Source organism: Fructobacillus parabroussonetiae (genome assembly GCF_018437265.1).
Classification (GTDB): domain Bacteria; phylum Bacillota; class Bacilli; order Lactobacillales; family Lactobacillaceae; genus Fructobacillus; species Fructobacillus parabroussonetiae.
The window spans coordinates 48,367-67,615 of the sequence record NZ_JAAMFL010000010.1 but is presented as its reverse complement, the minus strand read 5'-3'; the positions used below and the strand labels follow the sequence as shown (position 1 = coordinate 67,615).

Sequence of the window (19,249 nt, the reverse complement as noted above, 5' to 3'; positions counted from 1 at the left end):
ATTTCATCCTTTCAATGCCTTTGGCATAAAAAATACAGCAAACTGACTATATCACGGGCGCAACTTGGGCGCAAGTGAGAAAATTCTTTTGATGATCAAATACAAAAGAAATCCGATAAGAACGGCTAGGGTCATCCAGAGACCAAGAATCAGACGTGGTGGTGTATAGGTGAGGACGAGATGATGCTGACCAGTCGTTGTCTTAACAGCCAATAGGCCGCCGGCAATGGTCGTTGTTTTGGCTGGGTGGCCATCGACTGATGCTGACCAGCCAGGAGCGGCCGGAATGGCAGTCATAATGAGTGGCTGGTCCTTTGTAGTGGTGATCTGACCTTCAATGCGGCGAGCGTTGCGTTTGCTGATCTTGAGTGAATGCTGCTTTAATTGATTCAAGTCATCTTGCACTTGCTTTTGGTCAAAGGAGTACAGCGCCAGGTCGTCGAGGTAGCGACTTTTCACCCCAGGGGCGAGTGTCAGAATCACTTGTTGCTCTTCGCCTTCTTGACCGTTTGCTACGTTGAGCGCCACGCTGTGACTATAGCCGCTTTCTTGCTTTAGCTTGTGACCGTTTTGCTGAATGGTGACGTCGGAAAGATCCAGGGCCGCACCAAGATTCAAGTAATAACTTTGGTTAGCCTGCGCCTTGTAGGTCAGTACGAGCGATGCCCCATCTTTTCGATTGACAGGGGTCATGCCCCCGCCGGTAATGCGGGTCATTGGTTCCAGATTATGGGTGGCGGCCAGTGTTAAGGGAACTTGTGTGAGTAAAATCTGGTCGGGCTTTCCAACCAGATAAGTGAGCAACCGCTCTTGGTTCGCCAGTGGGTAGCGTGGGCCAATCGGCGTTTTTTCAGCTAGATCAGACGCTGCATAGGCGAGCGGAAGGGCTTGTTGATTTTCTTTTATCACCCAACCATTCCCCGATGCAAAAGTCTTGGCGCTTGCATAATCGGGGCGGTTGCTCTTTTTTAAGTTAGTCGTTTGCTTAGCCGATTGGTCCTGACTTTGACTAAGGTAGTACTTATATGAAAGAAGGCTATCCAAGACGATGCTACCATCGCTGTAGGAGATTTTCGAATCGCCAGCGATTTGTCCCATGCTTTGATAGAAACTGGCGGATTGTGCGGGCAACAGTGACGAAAAGTGCGAACCGCTCTTGAAATGACCGAGGAAACCATCGTTATAGGTTCTTCCCAGTCCCTCTGCTAGGCGGTACCAGGACTGGTCTTTTTTAAGGGCCTTGCCGGCTTGCACGACGCGACGAGCACCGCTTTGATATTCCTGTTGGCTAAGATACGAAAGGTTATTGAGGGATAAGGCTAGGTTGCAAAAGAGGAAGAATCCGGTGAGGGCAAAGAGAAGCGGCTGGCGGAGACGTCCCTGAACGAGCAACAAAACCAAGAGGATGAACAAGGAATCAAAGAGGAAGATCAAAAGACCGGGTTTGTCGAGATAGGAGATGTGATTAATGGCCATGGAGCCCAGGACGGTAATGGTAACAGTGGCAATTAAGAAAAAAGTCCGGGCGGGAATGCTTGGTAGCCAGTTTTCTTCCGCCTCGCTTTTTTGATAGGCCCTTGCGGCCATTAAAATGAGCAAAAAGGAAAGCAAGAAGGAGAAGCGAGCAGGGTACCAAACGGGGTATTGGCCACCGTGGAACAGTAGAATCAAGGGCGTCCAGGTCGTCGCCAAGAACAAAATCATTAGGGCAAAGGTGGCCAAGGACTTTTCCAGCCAGTGGATTTTTTTAGATGAGAAAAAGGCCCAGAGGAAGAAAAGGATGAGTGGGGCCACTAAAAAGTTCGCCTGGCCCTTTTGCATTTGATCGAAGTCAAAGGAGCCGGGGATGAGCTTGAAAAAGAGTAAGGCCGGATTATTCTCAAAGCCAAAAGTCCAATTGGCACCGTGCGTTGTCTTACCCTGCTGTAATTGCACCAGGGTGGGCAGCCAAAGCCAAGCGGTTAACAAAATGGCCAAGAAAGTGGCGGGCAATAATTTGGCAGCCAAAGACCAGCAGGTTGACCAGGTTTTTTCCATGGAAATAGCCAGGGGTAAATAGAGCAGGAGAAAGAGGGCAATCATCCAGGCAATGTAGTAGTTTGACAGAATCGTGAGCGACAACAGTAAAAGGAAGGGCCAGCTCTTGTGCTGTCGAATGAGATGGTGGAGCGACCATAGGAGCAGCGGCAGTAAAATGGCACTGTCTAGCCATAGCAGGTTGAGCGCGTTGTCAATAAACCAAGCAGATAGTGGATAGTTAATGGCGAAGAGCGTGATGGCATAGCCGCGGAAGTGTAGGACCTTCTTTAAGAAGAGGGCCATGGTCAGTCCGGCCGTTGCGACTTTGGCCAGGGTGACGAAGAGAATCCAAGCAGGCAGTGATGAGGCGTTTGCGAGCAAAAAAAACAGGTTAAAGGGCGACATTAAATAGTAGGACCATTCGCCCAGCATGTCACCGCCTAACCCAGAGGAAAAGGAATAGAAGAAGGCGCTTGGGTCCTTTAGGATTGTTTTCTTAAATTGGGCAAAATAATCCAAATATTGCTGGCCTAAATCAACGGTTAAAATGGTCGAAGAACCGAAGGGGGCCATGTGACGATAAATAAAATAAGTCAGTAAAAAGAAAAAAGGTAGCCAGAAAGAAAGGGCGACCGGTGAGTAGGTGAAATTTTTGAAGTGTTTTTTCGGATTCATCATGCTTTAAGAATACCAAAAAATCATCGATTTTTAGCGAAAAATTCGGTCAATATGGTAAAGTAGAAGAGATTGAGAAGGAGTGTTTCACTCGAATTTTCTTGGAAAGATGAACTATTATTATGAATCGTAATCGTTATTTAGAGGATGGAAATAAAAACGACGCCCAGGCCAACTTGCCCGGACGTTTAAAATTGCTGCTGGGACTGGTGATTGCCATCATCGCTGCTCTTTTGATTCAGCTTGCCTTCCTGACTTTGAAACAGGGGGCGGGCTATGAGTCCGAAGTCGATCGTTCTGATCAAACCGTTGAAAAGGGGAACGCGCCCCGTGGCTTGATTTACGATTCGACTGGTAAGGTGATTACGGGCAATCAATCTTCTTTGGCCATCACCTACACTCGTGGTGCGACGACGACAACGACGACGATTGCGAAAGTTGCCCAAAAGTTGGCCAAGTACATCACGATTGACACGAGCCGCTTGAATCCCCGTTCCAAGGCTGACTATTACCTGGTGACCGATGAAAAAGCGGCGACCAAAGTACAGGCAGCCGTTAAGAAGGAAAACGCCGGCGCGGTGGCTTCCTGGTCAACGACTCAGTTAAACACGGCGATGGCCCAGTATGTCATCAAGCACGACCTGGCCAAAAACGTGGATGACAACGTCGCCATGATTTTCCAAAAAATGTCGGGGGCTTCCGCTCTTTCGACAACCTATATTAAGGAATCGGATATTTCCGATGATGCTGAGGCAAAGATTGCCGAACGCCTGTCTTCTATGCCAGGGGTTAAGATTGGCGAGTCCTGGTCACGAAACTATCCAGAAGGAACGGATTTCCAATCCTTGACTGGAACGGTCAGTGATGAATCCGCCGGGTTGCCATCCGATCGTCTGCACCGGTTGCTTGCCCAAGGATACTCACAAAACGAACCAGTCGGAACGTCAGCCTTGGAAAAGCAGTACGAATCCTTGCTAAAGGGCTCACCATCACAGACAATGGTGACGACTTTGGGAAACCTGAAGACGTCGTCAATTAAGTATGAGGGCCAGTCCGGTGATTCGTTGAAGTTAACCATTAATGCCGAGTACCAAAAGAAAGTCCAACAAATACTGGAAGACAACCTACCTGGCGGTAATGTGCAGGGTGCTTACTCGACAGTGATTAACCCTTATACCGGTGGTATTTATGCCATGGCCGGTGTGAGCCGTGATTCCTCAACGGGAAAGAAAACAGCCAACCAACTGGGTAATATTAACCAGGCCATTGTCATGGGGTCGGTTGTCAAGCCAGCCATTCTGGCTACCGGATTCCAACGAGGGGTTGTGACGCCGACGTCAAACACGATGAACGATCAGGCGATTAAGATTCAGGGAACGCCTGAAATCACTTCTTACTGGAACAAGAATGGTACGCCAACGCCAATTGACGCCCGGACCGCTTTGGAAACGTCTTCCAACACCTACTTTGTTCAATTGGGTATGAAGATTGGTGGACAAACCTATTCATCTGGCTCGTCCCTTCACCTTCGCTCCGACGCCTTCCAGACGCTTCGTAATGGATTGGGACAGTTCGGTCTTGGTACGAAGACCGGTATTGATGTTGAAGGCGAAACAGCCGGATACAAGGGGCTGACGACCGGATCGAACATTGGTAAGTATTTGTACGAGTCCTTTGGACAGTATGATTCCTATACGACTTTGCAATTGGCTCGCTATGTTTCAGCGATTGCCAACGGTGGCTACCTTGTTCAGCCACACTTGGTTGGATCCGTTTTGCAGACGGATAAGGATGCTAAGTATCAAAAGACCGTCTGGACGGCGGAGCCAACTCTGCAGTCGCAAGTTTCGTTGACGGATGACGAGTGGAAAGTCATTAAGGACGGAATGTACCAAGTCGCCAACGGTTCTTCTTCCCATAACACGGGTACGGCTTTGCACAACATGACGCCAAAAGTCTATGCGAAGACGGGAACGGCGGAAACGACGACCAATGGTAACACGACCTTTACGGAGTCCATGGTGGTTTATGTACCTGGAACACCCTTTGCCATGTCTTTGGCCATTCCTGGTATGGATTCTTACCTGGATGGAACCAACGGCCGAATCGCTAAGCAAATCATTGAAGCCTTCTGGCAAATGGTTGTTGCCAATAACCAATCATAAAATTGAAAAAGACCAATCGGATAATCATTATCCGATTGGTCTTTTTTTAATGGTTTGATTATGATTACTTTTCATCCGCTTCAACTCCGTAGAGATCGATGCGGTATTCGGTGATTTTGAGGCCGGTCGCAGCTTGAGCAGCTTTGATTAATGGCGCTGGGTCAAAGTTGGCAGCGTCGATGATTTCGTTTGTCTTGGTGTTGATGACGTGGTAGTGGGGGTGGTCGGCCGCGTCATAGTGACGCTTGCCGTCCGAAATCCCGTCGATAATCACGACTAACTTTTTCTCAACAAACTTTTCCAAGGTGTTGTAAACCGTGGCTAAGGAAATGTGGGGCAAATCATTGTGGATCATTTCGGCTGTTGGGTGGTTGTCATGGGTCATCATGTATTCAAGCAAAGTCAAACGCTGACTCGTCGCTTTTAGCTGATGTTCTTGTAGAACGTTTTTTAATGGATTCAGCATGTTAACCTCCTAGTTAATATTAACTTCATGTCAATTATAACATTAGAATGAAACAATACAAATGATTGACATTTAGAAATTTTCTTAGTATAATAACTTAGAACCATTCTTAATTAGACAGGAGAGAGTTTTATGGAAAAGCAATCCTTAATGGCGCATAACAACCTGGTGCGTGCCGGTGTCATGGGCGGAAACGACGGGATTTTATCAGTTGCCGGAATTATTGTTGGTGTTGCCGGAGCCGGGCAAAGCTTATCAGCGATTATGCTGTCAGGTTTTGCCGGGACGCTGGCTGGTATGGTCTCGATGGCCATGGGGGAGTTTGTGTCCGTGCAATCCTCACACGATGCACAAGAAAAAGCCCGTCAGAGCCAAGAGCTCGCTTTGAAAAATGATTATCAGAACGAATTTAACTTTGTTAAAGAAAAGTATCAGGCCGATGGTATTTCAGAAGAATTAGCCAATCAGGCCACGGAAGAAATGATGGCAAAGGACCCCTTGGAAACAACAGTCCGAGAACGGCATGGTTTCTCCCTTAAATCGCAGGTGTCTGCTGGTGGAGCGGCCTTGGTGTCCTTTGTGACTTTTCCAACCGGGGCTGCTTTGCCAATGGTCTTTATGGCCGTGGCTTCGCCTAGCCTGCGGATCATGGCAACCTTCCTTGCTGTGCTGATTGCCCTGTTAATTACGGGGTATCTAGCAGCGGTTGTCAACGGTGCCAACCGAACGAAGGGGGCAATTCGAAACCTTCTTTCCGGTATTTTGACCATGGTCGTGACCTTCTTAATCGGGTCACTCTTTAAGTAAGGAGAAAAAGCATGACAGCAATCTTTAAAAAATGGCAGACGAAGCGTGCCAATAAGCAGTCTGGCCAAACGATGGAAGAACGGCTGAACACGATTCGTGCCGGTATCTTGGGCTCAAACGATGGTATTTTGACCGTTGTTGGGGTGGTCTTCTCCGTTGCCGCAGCGACTTCAAACCGCCTAGTGATTGTCTTGGCCGGCCTTTCCGACTTGTTTGCCTGTGCGCTTTCAATGGGTTCAGGTGAATTTGCGGCTGTGTCTTCTCAGTCAGACTCTGAAAAAGTCGCCGTCGTCCGCGAAAAGGCGCGGCTAAAAACGGATTTTGACGAACAGGTGGCAGACGTGGCGGCTTTCTACACGGATCGAGGGGTCAGCCCTGAAACGGCCAAGGCGATTGCCTGTGAACTCTTAGCCGAAAAACCGTTGGAAACGGTTCTTTCAGTCAAGTATGACATGACACTTGGTCACTACGTTTCACCAGTTGCAGCAGCCATCTCATCGACTTTTTCAGCGGCTCTAGGTGGGGTTTTCCCATTGGTTGCCCTGTTGATTTTCCCGGTGGAATACCAGTACTTAGCGGCCATTCTCGCGACGGTTGTCGCCTCGGCGCTCACCGGCCTGTTATCGGCCCTATTTTCACAGGGAATGGTTAAGCGTGCGGTCTGGCGAAATATTTGGGTTGGACTCGTTACCATCGCCATTCACTACGGCATTGGACTGCTGTTCTAAGCAAAAGGTCTAGTTTGTATTTTACGAAATTGACTCTTTTATTCTGTGATAAAACAAACTATAATGTGTTTATCGCAACAAGTTGAAAAACATGGAGGCTTTATATCATGAAAGTTGTTATTATTGGTGCGTCCCACGGTGGACACGAATCAGCACACGAGTTGTTGACACGCTATGACGACGTTGACGTAACCGTTTACGAAGCCGGAAATTTCATTTCCTTTATGTCCTGTGGAATGGAACTTTTCTTGGAAGGAAAAGTGACGGAACGTGATGCCGTTCGCAATTTCAAGCCTGCTGACATTGAGCAGTACGGTGGCAAAGTCTTGGCCAACCACTTAGTGGAAGCCATCGACACGGACAAGCAAGAAGTGACGGTCTTGGATCAAAACACTGGAAAGAAGTTGACGGACTCATACGATAAGTTGATCATCTCTTCTGGTGTGACGCCAATGACTTTGCCAGTACCAGGAGCCGACTTGGACAACGTCTTCTTGATGCGCGGTCGCGACTGGGCCACAAAGATTGACGAAAAGTTGCACGATGCATCCGTTCAAAACGTTGTGGTTGTTGGAACGGGTTACATCGGAATCGAAGCTGCCCAAGTCTTCGCCGAAGCCGGTAAGAAGGTCACGGTGATCGACATGATTAACCGACCACTGGGTAACTACTTGGATGAAGAATTGGCTGGCCCAATTGCCGATGAATTGACATCACACAACGTGAACTTGCATCTTGGTCACGGCGTGGCTTCCTTTGAAGGGAAAGGTGCCGTCTCAGCCGTCAAGGATGACGAAGGACAAAGCTTTGATGCTGACTTGGTCATTGTGGCTGCTGGTGTTAAGCCTAATACGCAGTATTTGGAAAGCGCGGTTGACTTGGATGCCCGTGGCTTTATTAAGACGAACGCCTACTTGCAAACCTCTGCAAAGAACGTCTTTGCCATTGGCGACGCCATCAAGCCACTCTTTGCACCAGCCCGTCAGGCAGCACCCATTGCCTTGGCTTCAACGGCTCGTCGCGAAGCCCGCTACGTTGTTGAAAACATTGGTATTGAAAAGCCTGCCCGTGCCTTTGCTGGTGTGAATGGTTCCTCTGCCTTGTCTGTCTTTGGTTATAAGTTGGCTACCACTGGTGTCAACGCCAATAACGCCGCAAAGATGAACTTGAACGTTGCGTCATCGCTTTACAAGGCAACGGTTCGTCCAACCTTCGTAACGGATGGTAACCCTGAAATTTTGGTTAAGTTGACTTTCAACCCTGAAAATCACGAAATCTTGGGTGGCCAAATCTTGTCAAAGCAAGACGTGACGGCTCACGCCAACACGATTGCCTTGGCAATCAAGGGTAAGATGACATTGGAAGACTTGGCAGAAGCCGACTTCTTCTTCCAACCTGGCTTTGATCGCCAGTGGTCCGTGCTCAACTTGGCCGCACAAACGGCTTTGGGCCAGACACCATCTGTCTAAAGTGAATCAAATGTAAAATAAGACGCCGAAAGGCGTCTTTTTCTTATATAATAGGGATACTATGACGAAATCAATTAAAAAATCCTGGGCTTTCCTGGATAAAAAGCTCCATATTAATGAATTGATCACTTACTTTTCACGTTCGCAGGTGGGAATGGTGGGGCCGACTTTTGCCTATTATTTCCTATTGACGCTCTTTCCCTTGCTGATTGCGGTGGTCTTGCTAATTTCCAAGCTGCATGTTTCAACGGAACATCTTGCGGCGATGATGGGGGACTTTTTGCCTAGTTCCGTCAACGATTTCTTGAATCCCGTTTTGACGAGCGTTGCCAAAACGAATACCCAGTCCTACTGGTCGCTGTCGATTTTCTTTATTTTCTGGTCGCTCTCGCGCGTCATTACCGTGCTACGGGAAGCCTTTAATCGGATCGCCAACGTGGAAGAGCCCGGCCTGCCTATTTTGGCCCGCTTCTGGTCCTTCCTATGGTTGGTCTTGATGTTGGTCATCTTTACCGTCTTGGTCTTTTCGGGTAACATTCTGGGCATTTACCTCCATGAAATTACAGGCCTGGCCTTCTGGGTGACGCCGACTCGATGGTTACTGTTGATTGGCCTTTGGCTGGTGCTGCTTTGGATGAATTATCAGCTGCCGGCCAAGGCAGCGCGGCCACCATTCTTGGCTTCCTTGATTGGCTCTTTATTAGACTTAGGCTTGCTAAACGGTCTGAACAAGGTCTTTGCTCTCTTGGCTAATTTCCAATTTGGTAAGTACGGCTTTTATCAATCGCTGACCTCGATCATTGTTTTTTTGCTTTGGCTAAACCTTGTGGCGGCCATTTTGGTCATTGGTTTTGTGGTGATGAACTGGTTATCAGGATTCCGAGGAATGAGAGGGGAACAAGATGTTTCAGAAGTCTGATTTTGAAGTTTTTGATGATCCGACTTTGGATGGGCGAATGGCAAAAATCCGGTCGATCATTGATCCAAAATTCGAGGCCTTTGCTGACAAAGCCCTGCCGATTTTACTGGCAGACGGTCGGCCCTGGGTTGCCCATGTGGCCAAACACAAGATGCGCAAGGTGAATCCGCCTGAAAATACCTGGGTGGCCTTTGCGCCAAATAAACGGGGCTATAAGATGGAAGCCCATTTCGAATTCGGCCTCTGGGACGACCATCTTTATCTGTATTTGGCAGTCGAAGAAAACATGAAAAAGACGAAGGCCGACGGTCCTCGCATTGCCCAGGAGTTAGACAGCCTTGCAACGCTTGTTGCGGGACTCCCAACGGATTTTGTCCTTTCCAATAACCATATGGAAAACAATCAGGCGCCGTTGGCGACATACGGCGAACTGGTGCAACGCTATGGCCGAGTTAAGTCCGCCGAAGTGTTAATTGGCCGACAAATTCCCGTTGATTCTCCTCTGCTCGATAACCAACCGGAGCAACTGGCCGATTTCTTGCTGGAAACGTTAACAACCTTAGTGCCTTTATACGAAACGTTAAAAAAAGTCCAATAAAAAAAGCGTGATGAGTCAAATATGACTATCACGCTTTTTTGTTATTCGTTTTCACCTTCGCCTTGTTCCATCAGTAGAAGGGTTTGTGCTTGGTTGATTTCGGTGTATAACTCGTTGGCAACGGCGTTCTTGACTTTGCCGGCTGCTAATTGCGCCGAAAGGTAGCTGTATTCATCAGCAAAGGCCTGAATGTAGTCGGCTGTCGGCACAGAAACGTTGCCCTTGCGGTAGTCGTGGGCCACAATGCGGAAGAAACGCTCGAGTAATTGGCGTACTTCGGCAATGTTTTCCGTGTCTTGATGGGCCTCAAGTTCGCTTTCTAGAGCCTTTGTCAAAAGACGGTCCGCCTCTTTTTGGACGTCGTCATTTAAGGCAAGCATGGCTTGGCGCCCATCCTTCCACTGTGCGACTTTGGCCGCTACCTGTGGATTGCGGGCCATGAGTTCTTGCTGATAACGCAAGCGTTGTCCCTTTGTAAAAGTCCGCGTCTTCAAATGCCATGAGAACTCGTGCTTCCAGTGGTGAAGGCGCTGGTTGATGCGGGCAAGGGGATGTCTGGAGTTAGCCGGTGACAAAAGTCCGCGCTGCAAAAAGCGAATGTAGCGTTCGACCGTATCCTGGTCGTAGCCTTGACTAATCAAGTCGTCGAGGTAAGCTTGCAGTTCGTCCGAGACTTTGGTCAGAAGGGTCAGGGAGGCTTGCTCGTCATGACTCTTTGGGTGGCCAATCGTCAATTTTTGGGTCTGTAGGGCCTGGGCAATGGCGGCCTTCGTATCGTGATCATGAATCCGCTGCTCGGTTTTAACGATGGCGGAATCAATCATGTCTGAACGGGTCTGGTTTAACTCTTCTTCGCTAAAGACCTGCTCTTCCTCTTCCAAAAGTCGTGGCAGGATGAGGGCGGCAACAATCAATGAAATTAAGATGACCAAGGTGGCCACGAGTAAGATCTCATTTAAGAAAGGCAGTGGCTTTCCGTGGACGGTCGTCGGCAAGGACATCGCCAGGGCCAAAGTCACCGCACCGTGCACGCCTGCAACGCCAAAAATCTGCGCCCGCTGCAACCGGTCTTTGGTTTGGTGTTGGCCAAAGAAGCCGGTTAAGCGATCTTGTTTTTGCGCAGAGACCCAGAAGAAACGGGCGCCGTACATGGCCAGATAGATCAAGAAGGCCAGGCCGAAGAGCCCAAGCGACTTTTCAAAGCCAAAGTCCCCGATTAACTTGAGAATTTTTGGCAGGGACAGCCCCAAAATAACAAAGACGACACCGTTTAAGAGAGTCGTTAGCGTTTGCCAAATGGTTGCGGATACGACACGGGATTCGGTTGCGATGAGCTGTAGACGGGATTGCTCGTAATTGTGGACAATGCCGGCAGCGACAACGGCTAAAATGCCAGAGACGCCGAAGTGTTCGGCGAGTAAGTAGATGACAAAGGGTGTCAAAATGTTCAGCGGAATCGTGGTGGCCTGAGCTGAGGAAGCATGGAAGGAGAGGTAGAGGCGGAGTGCTACGATGAGCCCGGATGCCAAGGCACCGATAATCAAGCCGCCAAGGGCCACGATGAGGAAGTGGCTAACCCCTTCCACCAGGTTAAAACTACCTTGCTTGTAGACGGAAAGGGCCAGATCCAGCAAGACAATACCAGTGGCGTCGTTGAAAAGGGACTCGAGTTCCAGTGATTGGTTCAAGCCCTTTGGCATCTTGAGACCCGTGGTCATGGACTTAACCGCCACGGCGTCGGTTGGCACGACAATGGCTGCCAAAGCGATGGCCAAAGTCAATGGCCAAGCCGATTGAATCTTGTCGGTAATGAGGGCCACAACGGCGACGACGAAGAGGGCGAGAATAACCGACAGTTGGAAGATGGCGTTAAAGTGTTTCTTCATCGTTGCAAAGGAGATGCCCTGTCCTTCTTGAAACATCAACGGGGCAATGATCAAAAAGAGGAAGAATTCCGGATCGAGGGCAAAGTCTCGAAAGACAGGGATGAAGGTAAAGAGGCCGCCAACCACGATGAGGACCAGGTCTTCTGGTACACGGGGGATGAACGGCTTAATGATATTGGCCGCAATCACGGCAATGAGTAGGAGGGCAATTAAATAAAGTTGGGCCATTTTCTTTCCTTTACAATAGCGAAAACACTGTCTCGTTCCTTCTATTATATGGTGGAATGCAAAAATGTGTCAAAAGTTTCAAAGCAGCTAGCTTTCTTTTGCCAGGATATCTTTTCTTTTTGGGCAACATTCGCTATAATGAATCTAACGTGAGATTTTATCATAATTCTTTAATAAAAAGGTAGGTATATTGATGGCAAGTATTGAACGTCTCTATGATTTTTTCCAACCAGAACACTATGATCTGTTTATCGACGTCTCCCGCGAGGCCAAGTTGATTCAGGGGAAGACAGTCGTTACGGGGACTGCCAAGCGCCAATCAATTGCTTTACACCAGCACGACTTGACGGTTTCTTCTGTCAAAGTCAACGGACAGGCCGTCGACTTTGTCGTCGATGATCCAACGGATCAAATTCGCTTCCAAGTCGAAGAGGCGGGCCAACAAACGATTGAGTTAGCATACGAAGCACCGTTGACGGATAACATGAACGGTATCTATCCTTCCTATTATTTGGTTGATGGGCAAGACAAGCAGGTTGTTTCCACGCAGTTTGAGACTTACTTTGCACGACAGGCCTTTCCAAGTATTGATGAGCCTGAAGCAAAGGCCACGTTCTCCTTGGCTTTGAAGTTTGACGAACAGCCTGGAGAAGTCGCCATTGCCAACATGCCAGAAGAGCGAGTGGTTGATGGCGTGCATTACTTTGAAAAGACGGTGAAGATGTCGACTTATTTGGTGGCCTTTGCCTTTGGGGACTTCCAATCGGTTGAAACGACCAGTCAGTCCGGTATCAAAGTCGGTGTCTATGCCACGAAGGCCCATCCAAAAAAGGATTTGGCCTTTGCCTTGGATATCGCTAAGCGCTCCATTGACTTTTATGAGGACTTTTACCAGACGCCTTATCCACTGGCCCAGTCCTTGCAAGTCGCCTTGCCGGACTTTTCGGCTGGGGCCATGGAAAACTGGGGAATGGTTACCTACCGGGAAGCCTACTTGCTGGTCGATCCCGATAATACGGAACTGGCCATGAAGCAGGTCGTGGCAACCGTGATTGCCCACGAATTGGCGCACCAGTGGTTTGGTGACTTAGTCACGATGAAGTGGTGGGATGAGCTCTGGTTGAACGAGTCCTTCGCCAACATGATGGAATTTGTCGCCATTGACGCCATTGAGCCAGACTGGCACATTTGGGAAAGCTTTAACGCCAATGATGCACAATCCGCCTTTCGTCGCGATGCCATTCCGGGTGTTCAGCCCGTTCACGTGGCCGTTCATCATCCGGAAGAGATTGATGCGCTCTTTGACCCTGCCATCGTCTACGCCAAGGGGGCGCACTTGCTCGTAATGCTTCGTTCCTTGATTGGCGACGATGCCTTGCGGAAGGGATTGAAGGCTTACTTTGATAAGAAGGCCTATGGCAACGCAACGGGGGATGACCTCTGGGCCGCCTTGGGCGACGCCTCTGGCCAAGACGTTGGGGCCATTATGAAGACCTGGTTGGACCAGCCGGGCTACCCTGTCTTGTCTGTTTCCATCGAAGATGGCCGTGTCAAAGTCAGCCAAAAGCCATTTGTCTTAGGCGAAAAGCCAAAAGATGATCATCGACTTTGGCAAGTGCCGTTGAAGGCATCCGTTGCGGGATTGCCTGAATTGTTGACCGACGAAAGCGCCGATTTGGGCGAGTGGTCTGAATTGCAGGCGGCTTCGGATGGTCCCTTCCGTTTGAACGTCGGCAATGCCGGTCACTACATCGTTTCTTACGATGATCAAATTTTGGCCGAACAAGTTCAACAACTTGCCGCCCTTTCAGCCATTGACCAGGCACAGTTCTTGCAAAACGCTTTGTTGTTGGCACAGGCAAACGAGATTGGCTATGCTGATATCCTCCCTGTTTTGCCAGCACTGGCCGATTCCGATTCTGCTCTGGTGCAAGACTTTGTCTACCAAGCCATTGCCGCTGTCAAAGTCTTTGCCTCTGCTGGCTCTGACTTAGAGAAGAATTTGAAGGCCTCCACGCAGCAACTTTCGGCCAAGAGCTTTGCCCGTCTCGGACTGGACAAGAAAGCAACGGATTCAGTGGCTGACGAGTTGGCTCGTCCAACGGTTGTGGCAGCTGCTTTGTACGGACACAATGACGACTTGTTGGCGAAGGCCCATGCGACATTTGTGAAAGCCGGCTCTGCCCAGGCATTGCCAGCCGATGGTCGAACACAAATTTTGAAGAACGAACTGGTCAACTACAACAGCCAGGAGACTTTTGCCGCCCTTTTGTCCGCCTATCAAACAAGTGCCAATGCCTCTTTGAAGCGTGACTTGTCGGCTGCCCTGGCAGCGACACCGAATGCTTTGCAAATCAAGGAGTTAGTGGCTTCCTTCCAAGATCCAGCCGTGATCAAGCCGCAAGACTTGCGAAACTGGTTTGCTGGCGTTTTGGCCAACCCAGTTGGTCAGGACCAGGCTTGGGATTGGTTGAAGACCAACTGGGGATGGTTGGAAGAACGTCTGGGTGGTGATATGGAGTTCTCTTCATACATCACGGTGATTTCTCGCATCTTCAAGAGCCGTGAAAAGCTCGAAGCCTTCCAAGCCTTCTTTGATGATAAGAAAGACCAACCGGGACTTTCCCGCGAAATTGTTGTTGATACGCAAGTCATTGAGAACCGAGTATCCTTGGTGGAAAAGCAGGAAGCTGCTGTTGCCAAGGCCTTGGCAGGATTGACAAAATAACAAAAAAAGAGCGCATCGGATTGCCCCGCCATATTTTGAGGCCACCATGTTGCGCTCTTTTTGATTGGCTGAATCGCCGTATTTGAAAAATTAGTAAGCAGGTAAAAAAAGCTTCCGACAGGAAGCCTTTTTTAATCTTCACCTGGAATGAAGGTGTCGTTTTTAATGAGTGATTGAAAATCGGCGTGGACGTCGGTGAAAAGATCGTCTGGTCCGTTATCAAGCATTTCTCTTGGGAAGAAGAAGCGTTGGTCCAGCGAGGCACGGCCTTTGATGGCACCAACCAAGGTCGAAAGTTCCGAAAGCTCACGGTGACTGCCGTCAGCTAAGACCAGCTCGATTTGTGTCCGGGGCTTCTTAGCGGCGGGCTTGTAATCGTCGTAAGGTAAGTCATAGGCATCGTTTCGCGCTGTGTAGTAGCGTGGATCGAAGCCGGCTTCTTTTACGATTTTTTCCAAGCTGTCGAGATGCGGTGCTGATTGTTCGTTGATTTGGATGGACTTAAGCGGCTTACGTCCCAAGAAGCGTTGGGACAAATCAGCTAAAATCGTATCGTCCGAATCCTGCCAGCCGTTGATTGCCGTCAAGAAGAGGTTGTCATCGAGTCGCAGGTACTCGTGAACGGTCAGATCATGATCTTCCTGGAAGACTGGTGCTAGCAAGGGGCCAACTAATGATTGGGGCTCCTTTCCAGCGGAGAGCAGCTCTTTGACGCGACCAAGTAAGTGCTCCAAGAGGATTTCCATGCCTCGTGAAACGGGGTGGAAGTAAACTTGAAGATACATTTGGTAGCGCGCTACCAGATAGGATTCGACCGCGTGCATACCGCCAATGTTGACGGCGATGCCACGTTGGCATGGTCGCAGCATCCGCAAAATTCGGGAAAGATCGAATTCGCCGTAAGAAGCGCCCGTATAGTAAGCGTCGCGAAGAAGATAATCCATTCGGTCCACGTCGAGTTGCGAGGAGATCAGTTGCACGACTTGGGGGTTGGGATAGGTCTTGGCGATGACCGAGGCGACTTTGTTAGGAAAGTCAGGGCCTTCCTGCAAGAGCACCTGGTGAATTTCGGTGTCGCCCATGATGATTTGCTGGGTCATGGCCTCATGATCCGTGTGGAAAAGGTGTTCGAAGGTGTGTGAAAAAGCACCGTGACCAACGTCGTGTAAAAGGGCAGCAGCCAGGGTGACCATGCGTTCTTCCGGATTCCAAAAACCGTCGCCTGGCGTCTTGCTTGCAAAATACTGGCCAAAGTAATCAGTTACTCGACGGGCGAGCTCATAAGCGCCGGCGCAGTGACCGAAGCGATCGTGTGTGGCACCGTGGAAAATCGTGTTGGCCACACCGAGTTGCTGAACCCGACGAAGACGTTGAAATTCCTTAGTATTAATCAGGTCTAAAATGAGTTGATCTTGAATGTGGATAAAGTCGTGAATGGGGTCACGAAGGACCTTTTCTTGGGCTAGTTTTTCCAAAAGTTTCACCTTTCCCTTCTTCGATATACCTATTATAATAGAAAGCAGCAAAACTTGCGAAAAATGAGGGAAAAGAATGGCAGGACAAACGGTCAACGTGACCTTTGAATCAAAAATTTATCAGGATGCTGGTGATGAAAGCTACCAGATTCAAAGTCAGGGAAAACTCGTTCAAAAGGGTGCGGCCTGGTATTTAACTTATGACGAAAGCTTAGAAGATCAACCAAGGACAAAGGTCCTCGTTAAAATCGAAGAGGGTCGAGTGGCGATTACCCGAACAAATGTTACTAAGACCCGCTTGGTTTTTGAAAAGGGCTTAGTCGATCAGCAACCCTATCAAACGGCCGCCGGTGTGATGCTTTTGGCCACCAACACCAGCAAATTGGTTCAAGCCATCGATGAGAGTGGAGCTGGTAAAATCCTGCTTGACTATGCCCTATCAGCGAATGGCGAAGTTGTTGGCCAATACCAGGTTTCCTTGCATTTTGTCCGATAATTCAGTATTATTAACTAGTTAGAAGTGCGAAAGGATATCCAGCCATGTCACAAATTGAAAACGGTCAACTAAAAGAAGAAATGGCGCTAGTGGAAATCGCCACAGCCATCCTATCAGAACAAAAGAAGGCCATGGCCTTTTCCGATTTGGTTCAAGCCATTGAAAACTTCCTGGGCGTTGACGACGAGAGCTTCCAGTCTCGTTTGTCTCAGTTCTACACGGACTTGAACACGGATGGTTCATTTATTTCCCTTGGAAACAACGAATGGGCTTTACGTGCTTGGTACCCTGTGGATGCCATTGATGAATCAATTCACGAAATTGATGATGAAGAAGAAAAGCCAAAGAAGAAAAAGAAGACGACGAAGAAGGTTAACGTCTTTGCCGATAACGCCAACGATGATGACGTGATCGACTACAACGATGACGATCCCGAAGACGACGACTTTGACGACGTGCCAGAAGAAGAAAAGACTGACGACGATGATGACGCCGATGATGAAGATTCAAAGGATGAATCAATCGACGAACACTTGACGGAGTTGGCTGGATCTGATGATTTGGACGATCTTTCCGATGGTGACGAAGAGAAGTAATTTTTAGTCAAAGTCCCGGAAAAACGCTTGCTTTTTGAGGGGACCTTCGGTAAACTATATAAATGTGTTAAGGCACAGATTGCTTCCGTAACTCAGTTGGTTAGAGTAGGGGATTTTTAATCCCAAGGTCCTCGGTTCGAATCCGAGCGGAAGCACTGATATTTTTATCAGGAGACCTTGGGAGATTTCCAAAAAAGCGTTTGACAGAAATGTCGGACGCTTTTTGTTTTGCTCCCCTAAAAACCAGTCACAATAATTTTTTCATTTTTTTATCATATTTCTATAAAAATGCTTGCAATGAAAGATAGTATCTTATATGATAGACACAACGTAAAGAGGACGAGTAAGTTAGTTTCGGTATACAGCGACGTCATGGTTGGTGAGAATGGCGGTCGGGCTAAGTGAAGACTACCTCTTTTGAAATGACATACGAGTAGCGCGTGAAAGTATGCCCGGTTTGACCAACCGTTACCTCGGTCAGATTAAGGTTACGTGTGTTAACGTAGCAAATTTGGGTGGTACCACGCGCCGGCGTCCCTAGCTTTTTGGCTAGGGGCGCCTTTTTTGTTAACACAAGAAACGATTGAACTGAAATTTAGGAGTGTCTCTTATGGCAGAAAATAATAAAGAATTAAATCGCTCCCTCTCGTCTTTCCAAATGGAAATGATTGCACTGGGCGGTACAATTGGTGTCGGTCTCTTTATGGGGGCTTCTTCAACCATTGCTTGGACCGGTCCATCGGTTATTTTGGCCTACCTGATTTCAGGTTTGGTCTTGTATATTGTGATGCGCGCCTTGGGTGAAATGTTGTATATCGATCCCGAGGTTGGTTCCTTTGCCAACTATGCCAAGCATTATATTCACCCGGCGGCTGGTTATCTAACGGTCTGGGCCAATGTGATTCAGTGGTTGATGGTCGGAATTTCTGAGACCATTGCCGTTGGGGTTTACCTGGAATATTGGTGGCCAGGGATTCCTTCCTGGGTAACCGGTGTGATTGTCTTAGCCACGCTGACGGCTGCTAACCTGGTTACGGTCAAGGCTTATGGCTCGATGGAAGCGTGGTTCTCCTTGATCAAAGTCCTGACGATTGTCTTCATGATTATCCTGGGCTTCTTGGTTATCTTACTTGGTGTGGGAAACCATGGTCATCCCCTTGGCTTTTCAAACCTTTGGTCACACGGTGCCTTCTTTGCCGGTGGTATTAAGGGCTTCATGTTTGCCCTTTCAATCGTGATGACGTCATACCAGGCCATTGAATTGATTGGAATTACCGCAGGTGAAGCCAAGGACCCAAAGGTAGCGATTGTCAAATCAATTAAGTCAATCGTTGCTCGTATCTTGATTTTCTATGTTGGCTCAATCTTCGTCATTATTACGATTTATCCTTGGAACCAGCTAGACCAAGTTGGTTCACCATTCGTTGAGACTTTTGCCCGTGTTGGGATTACGGCTGCTGCCGGAATCATCAACTTCGTCATGATGACGGCGGCGATTTCCGCTTTGAATTCTGGCCTTTTCTCATCATCACGAATGCTTTATACATTGGCGATGAACAAGGAAATTTCACCAAAGTTCTTGAAGTTGTCGAAGCGCCGTGTGCCGGAAGTTGCCGTTTTGGCGATGTCTGCCGGTATCTTGTTGGGTATTGTGTTGAACGCCTTGTTACCATTAATTTGGCATGATTCATCAAAGATCTTTGTCATGGTTTACTCGGCTTCGACTTTGCCAGGAATGGTTCCTTGGTTTGTGATTCTTTGGTCGCAAATTAAGTTCCGCAAGGAACACCCTGAGTATTTGGAGGGGCACCCCTTCAAATTGCCCTTCTCGCCAATTTCGAACTACTTTGCCATGTTCATGTTGATCATTACCCTGGTCTTCATGACAATGAATCCCGACACGCAAGTACCACTCTTGATTGGTTTTTCATTACTTGCCCTGGTTTTGGTTGTTTACTTTATTAAACATCGTAAGGATGCCAAATAATTATAAA

14 protein-coding genes and 1 tRNA gene are annotated in these 19,249 nt (G+C 48.5%); 11 read left to right on the top strand and 4 right to left on the bottom strand.

Annotation, left to right across the window (positions count from 1 at the left end; all coding sequences use genetic code 11):
• Positions 1-51: 51 nt before the first annotated feature.
• Positions 52-2,697: a YfhO family protein gene (locus G6R30_RS05770; RefSeq protein WP_213822456.1), complete on the bottom strand. Its 2,646-nt coding sequence runs from the start codon at positions 2,695-2,697 to the stop codon at positions 52-54.
• A 119-nt stretch (positions 2,698-2,816) separates the two neighbouring features.
• Here G6R30_RS05770 and G6R30_RS05765 point away from each other — a divergent pair, with 119 nt between their 5' ends.
• Positions 2,817-4,859, top strand: a complete 2,043-nt coding sequence (locus G6R30_RS05765; RefSeq protein ID WP_213822453.1) for a penicillin-binding transpeptidase domain-containing protein — start codon at positions 2,817-2,819, stop codon at positions 4,857-4,859.
• Between the two features lie 64 nt (positions 4,860-4,923).
• On the opposite strand, the gene G6R30_RS05760 is transcribed toward G6R30_RS05765, so the two are convergent.
• The gene (locus G6R30_RS05760) at positions 4,924-5,325 is read right to left on the bottom strand and encodes a Fur family transcriptional regulator (protein ID WP_213822450.1); all 402 of its coding nucleotides are present in this window, start codon (positions 5,323-5,325) and stop codon (positions 4,924-4,926) included.
• Positions 5,326-5,457: 132 nt separating this feature from the next.
• On the opposite strand from G6R30_RS05760, the gene G6R30_RS05755 reads away from it, so the two are divergent.
• The 5 genes from G6R30_RS05755 (at position 5,458) to G6R30_RS05735 (ending at position 9,846) form a co-directional block, all read left to right on the top strand.
• Positions 5,458-6,132, top strand: a complete 675-nt coding sequence (locus G6R30_RS05755; protein ID WP_213822446.1) for a VIT1/CCC1 transporter family protein — start codon at positions 5,458-5,460, stop codon at positions 6,130-6,132.
• A gap of 11 nt (positions 6,133-6,143) precedes the next feature.
• Positions 6,144-6,860 (top strand): VIT1/CCC1 transporter family protein, encoded by a 717-nt coding sequence (locus G6R30_RS05750; protein WP_213822443.1) that lies wholly within the window; start codon positions 6,144-6,146, stop codon positions 6,858-6,860.
• Positions 6,861-6,967: 107 nt separating this feature from the next.
• A complete protein-coding gene (locus tag G6R30_RS05745; protein WP_213822440.1) occupies positions 6,968-8,329 on the top strand; it encodes an FAD-dependent oxidoreductase in 1,362 nt (453 codons plus the stop codon).
• 61 nt (positions 8,330-8,390) lie between these two features.
• Positions 8,391-9,248: a YihY/virulence factor BrkB family protein gene (locus G6R30_RS05740; RefSeq protein ID WP_213822437.1), complete on the top strand. Its 858-nt coding sequence runs from the start codon at positions 8,391-8,393 to the stop codon at positions 9,246-9,248.
• On the top strand, positions 9,232-9,846 hold the full coding sequence (locus G6R30_RS05735) for a DUF1054 family protein (RefSeq protein WP_213822435.1): 615 nt from the start codon (positions 9,232-9,234) through the stop codon (positions 9,844-9,846). Before G6R30_RS05740 ends, G6R30_RS05735 begins: the two co-directional genes overlap by 17 nt.
• Before the next feature lie 41 nt (positions 9,847-9,887).
• On the opposite strand, the gene G6R30_RS05730 is transcribed toward G6R30_RS05735, so the two are convergent.
• The gene (locus G6R30_RS05730) at positions 9,888-11,960 is read right to left on the bottom strand and encodes a cation:proton antiporter (RefSeq protein WP_213822432.1); all 2,073 of its coding nucleotides are present in this window, start codon (positions 11,958-11,960) and stop codon (positions 9,888-9,890) included.
• A 193-nt stretch (positions 11,961-12,153) separates the two neighbouring features.
• Between G6R30_RS05730 and G6R30_RS05725 the strand changes: the two genes are divergently transcribed.
• Positions 12,154-14,688, top strand: coding sequence for a M1 family metallopeptidase (locus G6R30_RS05725; protein WP_213822429.1), 2,535 nt, complete (start codon positions 12,154-12,156; stop codon positions 14,686-14,688).
• A 131-nt stretch (positions 14,689-14,819) separates the two neighbouring features.
• Here G6R30_RS05725 and G6R30_RS05720 read toward each other — a convergent pair whose 3' ends face one another.
• Positions 14,820-16,172: an HD domain-containing protein gene (locus G6R30_RS05720; protein WP_213822426.1), complete on the bottom strand. Its 1,353-nt coding sequence runs from the start codon at positions 16,170-16,172 to the stop codon at positions 14,820-14,822.
• Between the two features lie 67 nt (positions 16,173-16,239).
• Between G6R30_RS05720 and G6R30_RS05715 the strand changes: the two genes are divergently transcribed.
• From G6R30_RS05715 to G6R30_RS05700, 4 genes are all read left to right on the top strand, one after another.
• Complete coding sequence (locus G6R30_RS05715) at positions 16,240-16,659, top strand: YwiB family protein (RefSeq protein WP_213822424.1); 420 nt, start codon at positions 16,240-16,242, stop codon at positions 16,657-16,659.
• Positions 16,660-16,703: 44 nt separating this feature from the next.
• Complete coding sequence (rpoE, locus tag G6R30_RS05710; protein ID WP_213822421.1) at positions 16,704-17,255, top strand: DNA-directed RNA polymerase subunit delta; 552 nt, start codon at positions 16,704-16,706, stop codon at positions 17,253-17,255.
• 81 nt (positions 17,256-17,336) lie between these two features.
• Positions 17,337-17,410 (top strand) — tRNA-Lys (locus tag G6R30_RS05705).
• Positions 17,411-17,865: 455 nt separating this feature from the next.
• Positions 17,866-19,242, top strand: a complete 1,377-nt coding sequence (locus G6R30_RS05700; protein ID WP_213822419.1) for an amino acid permease — start codon at positions 17,866-17,868, stop codon at positions 19,240-19,242.
• Positions 19,243-19,249 lie beyond the last annotated feature (7 nt).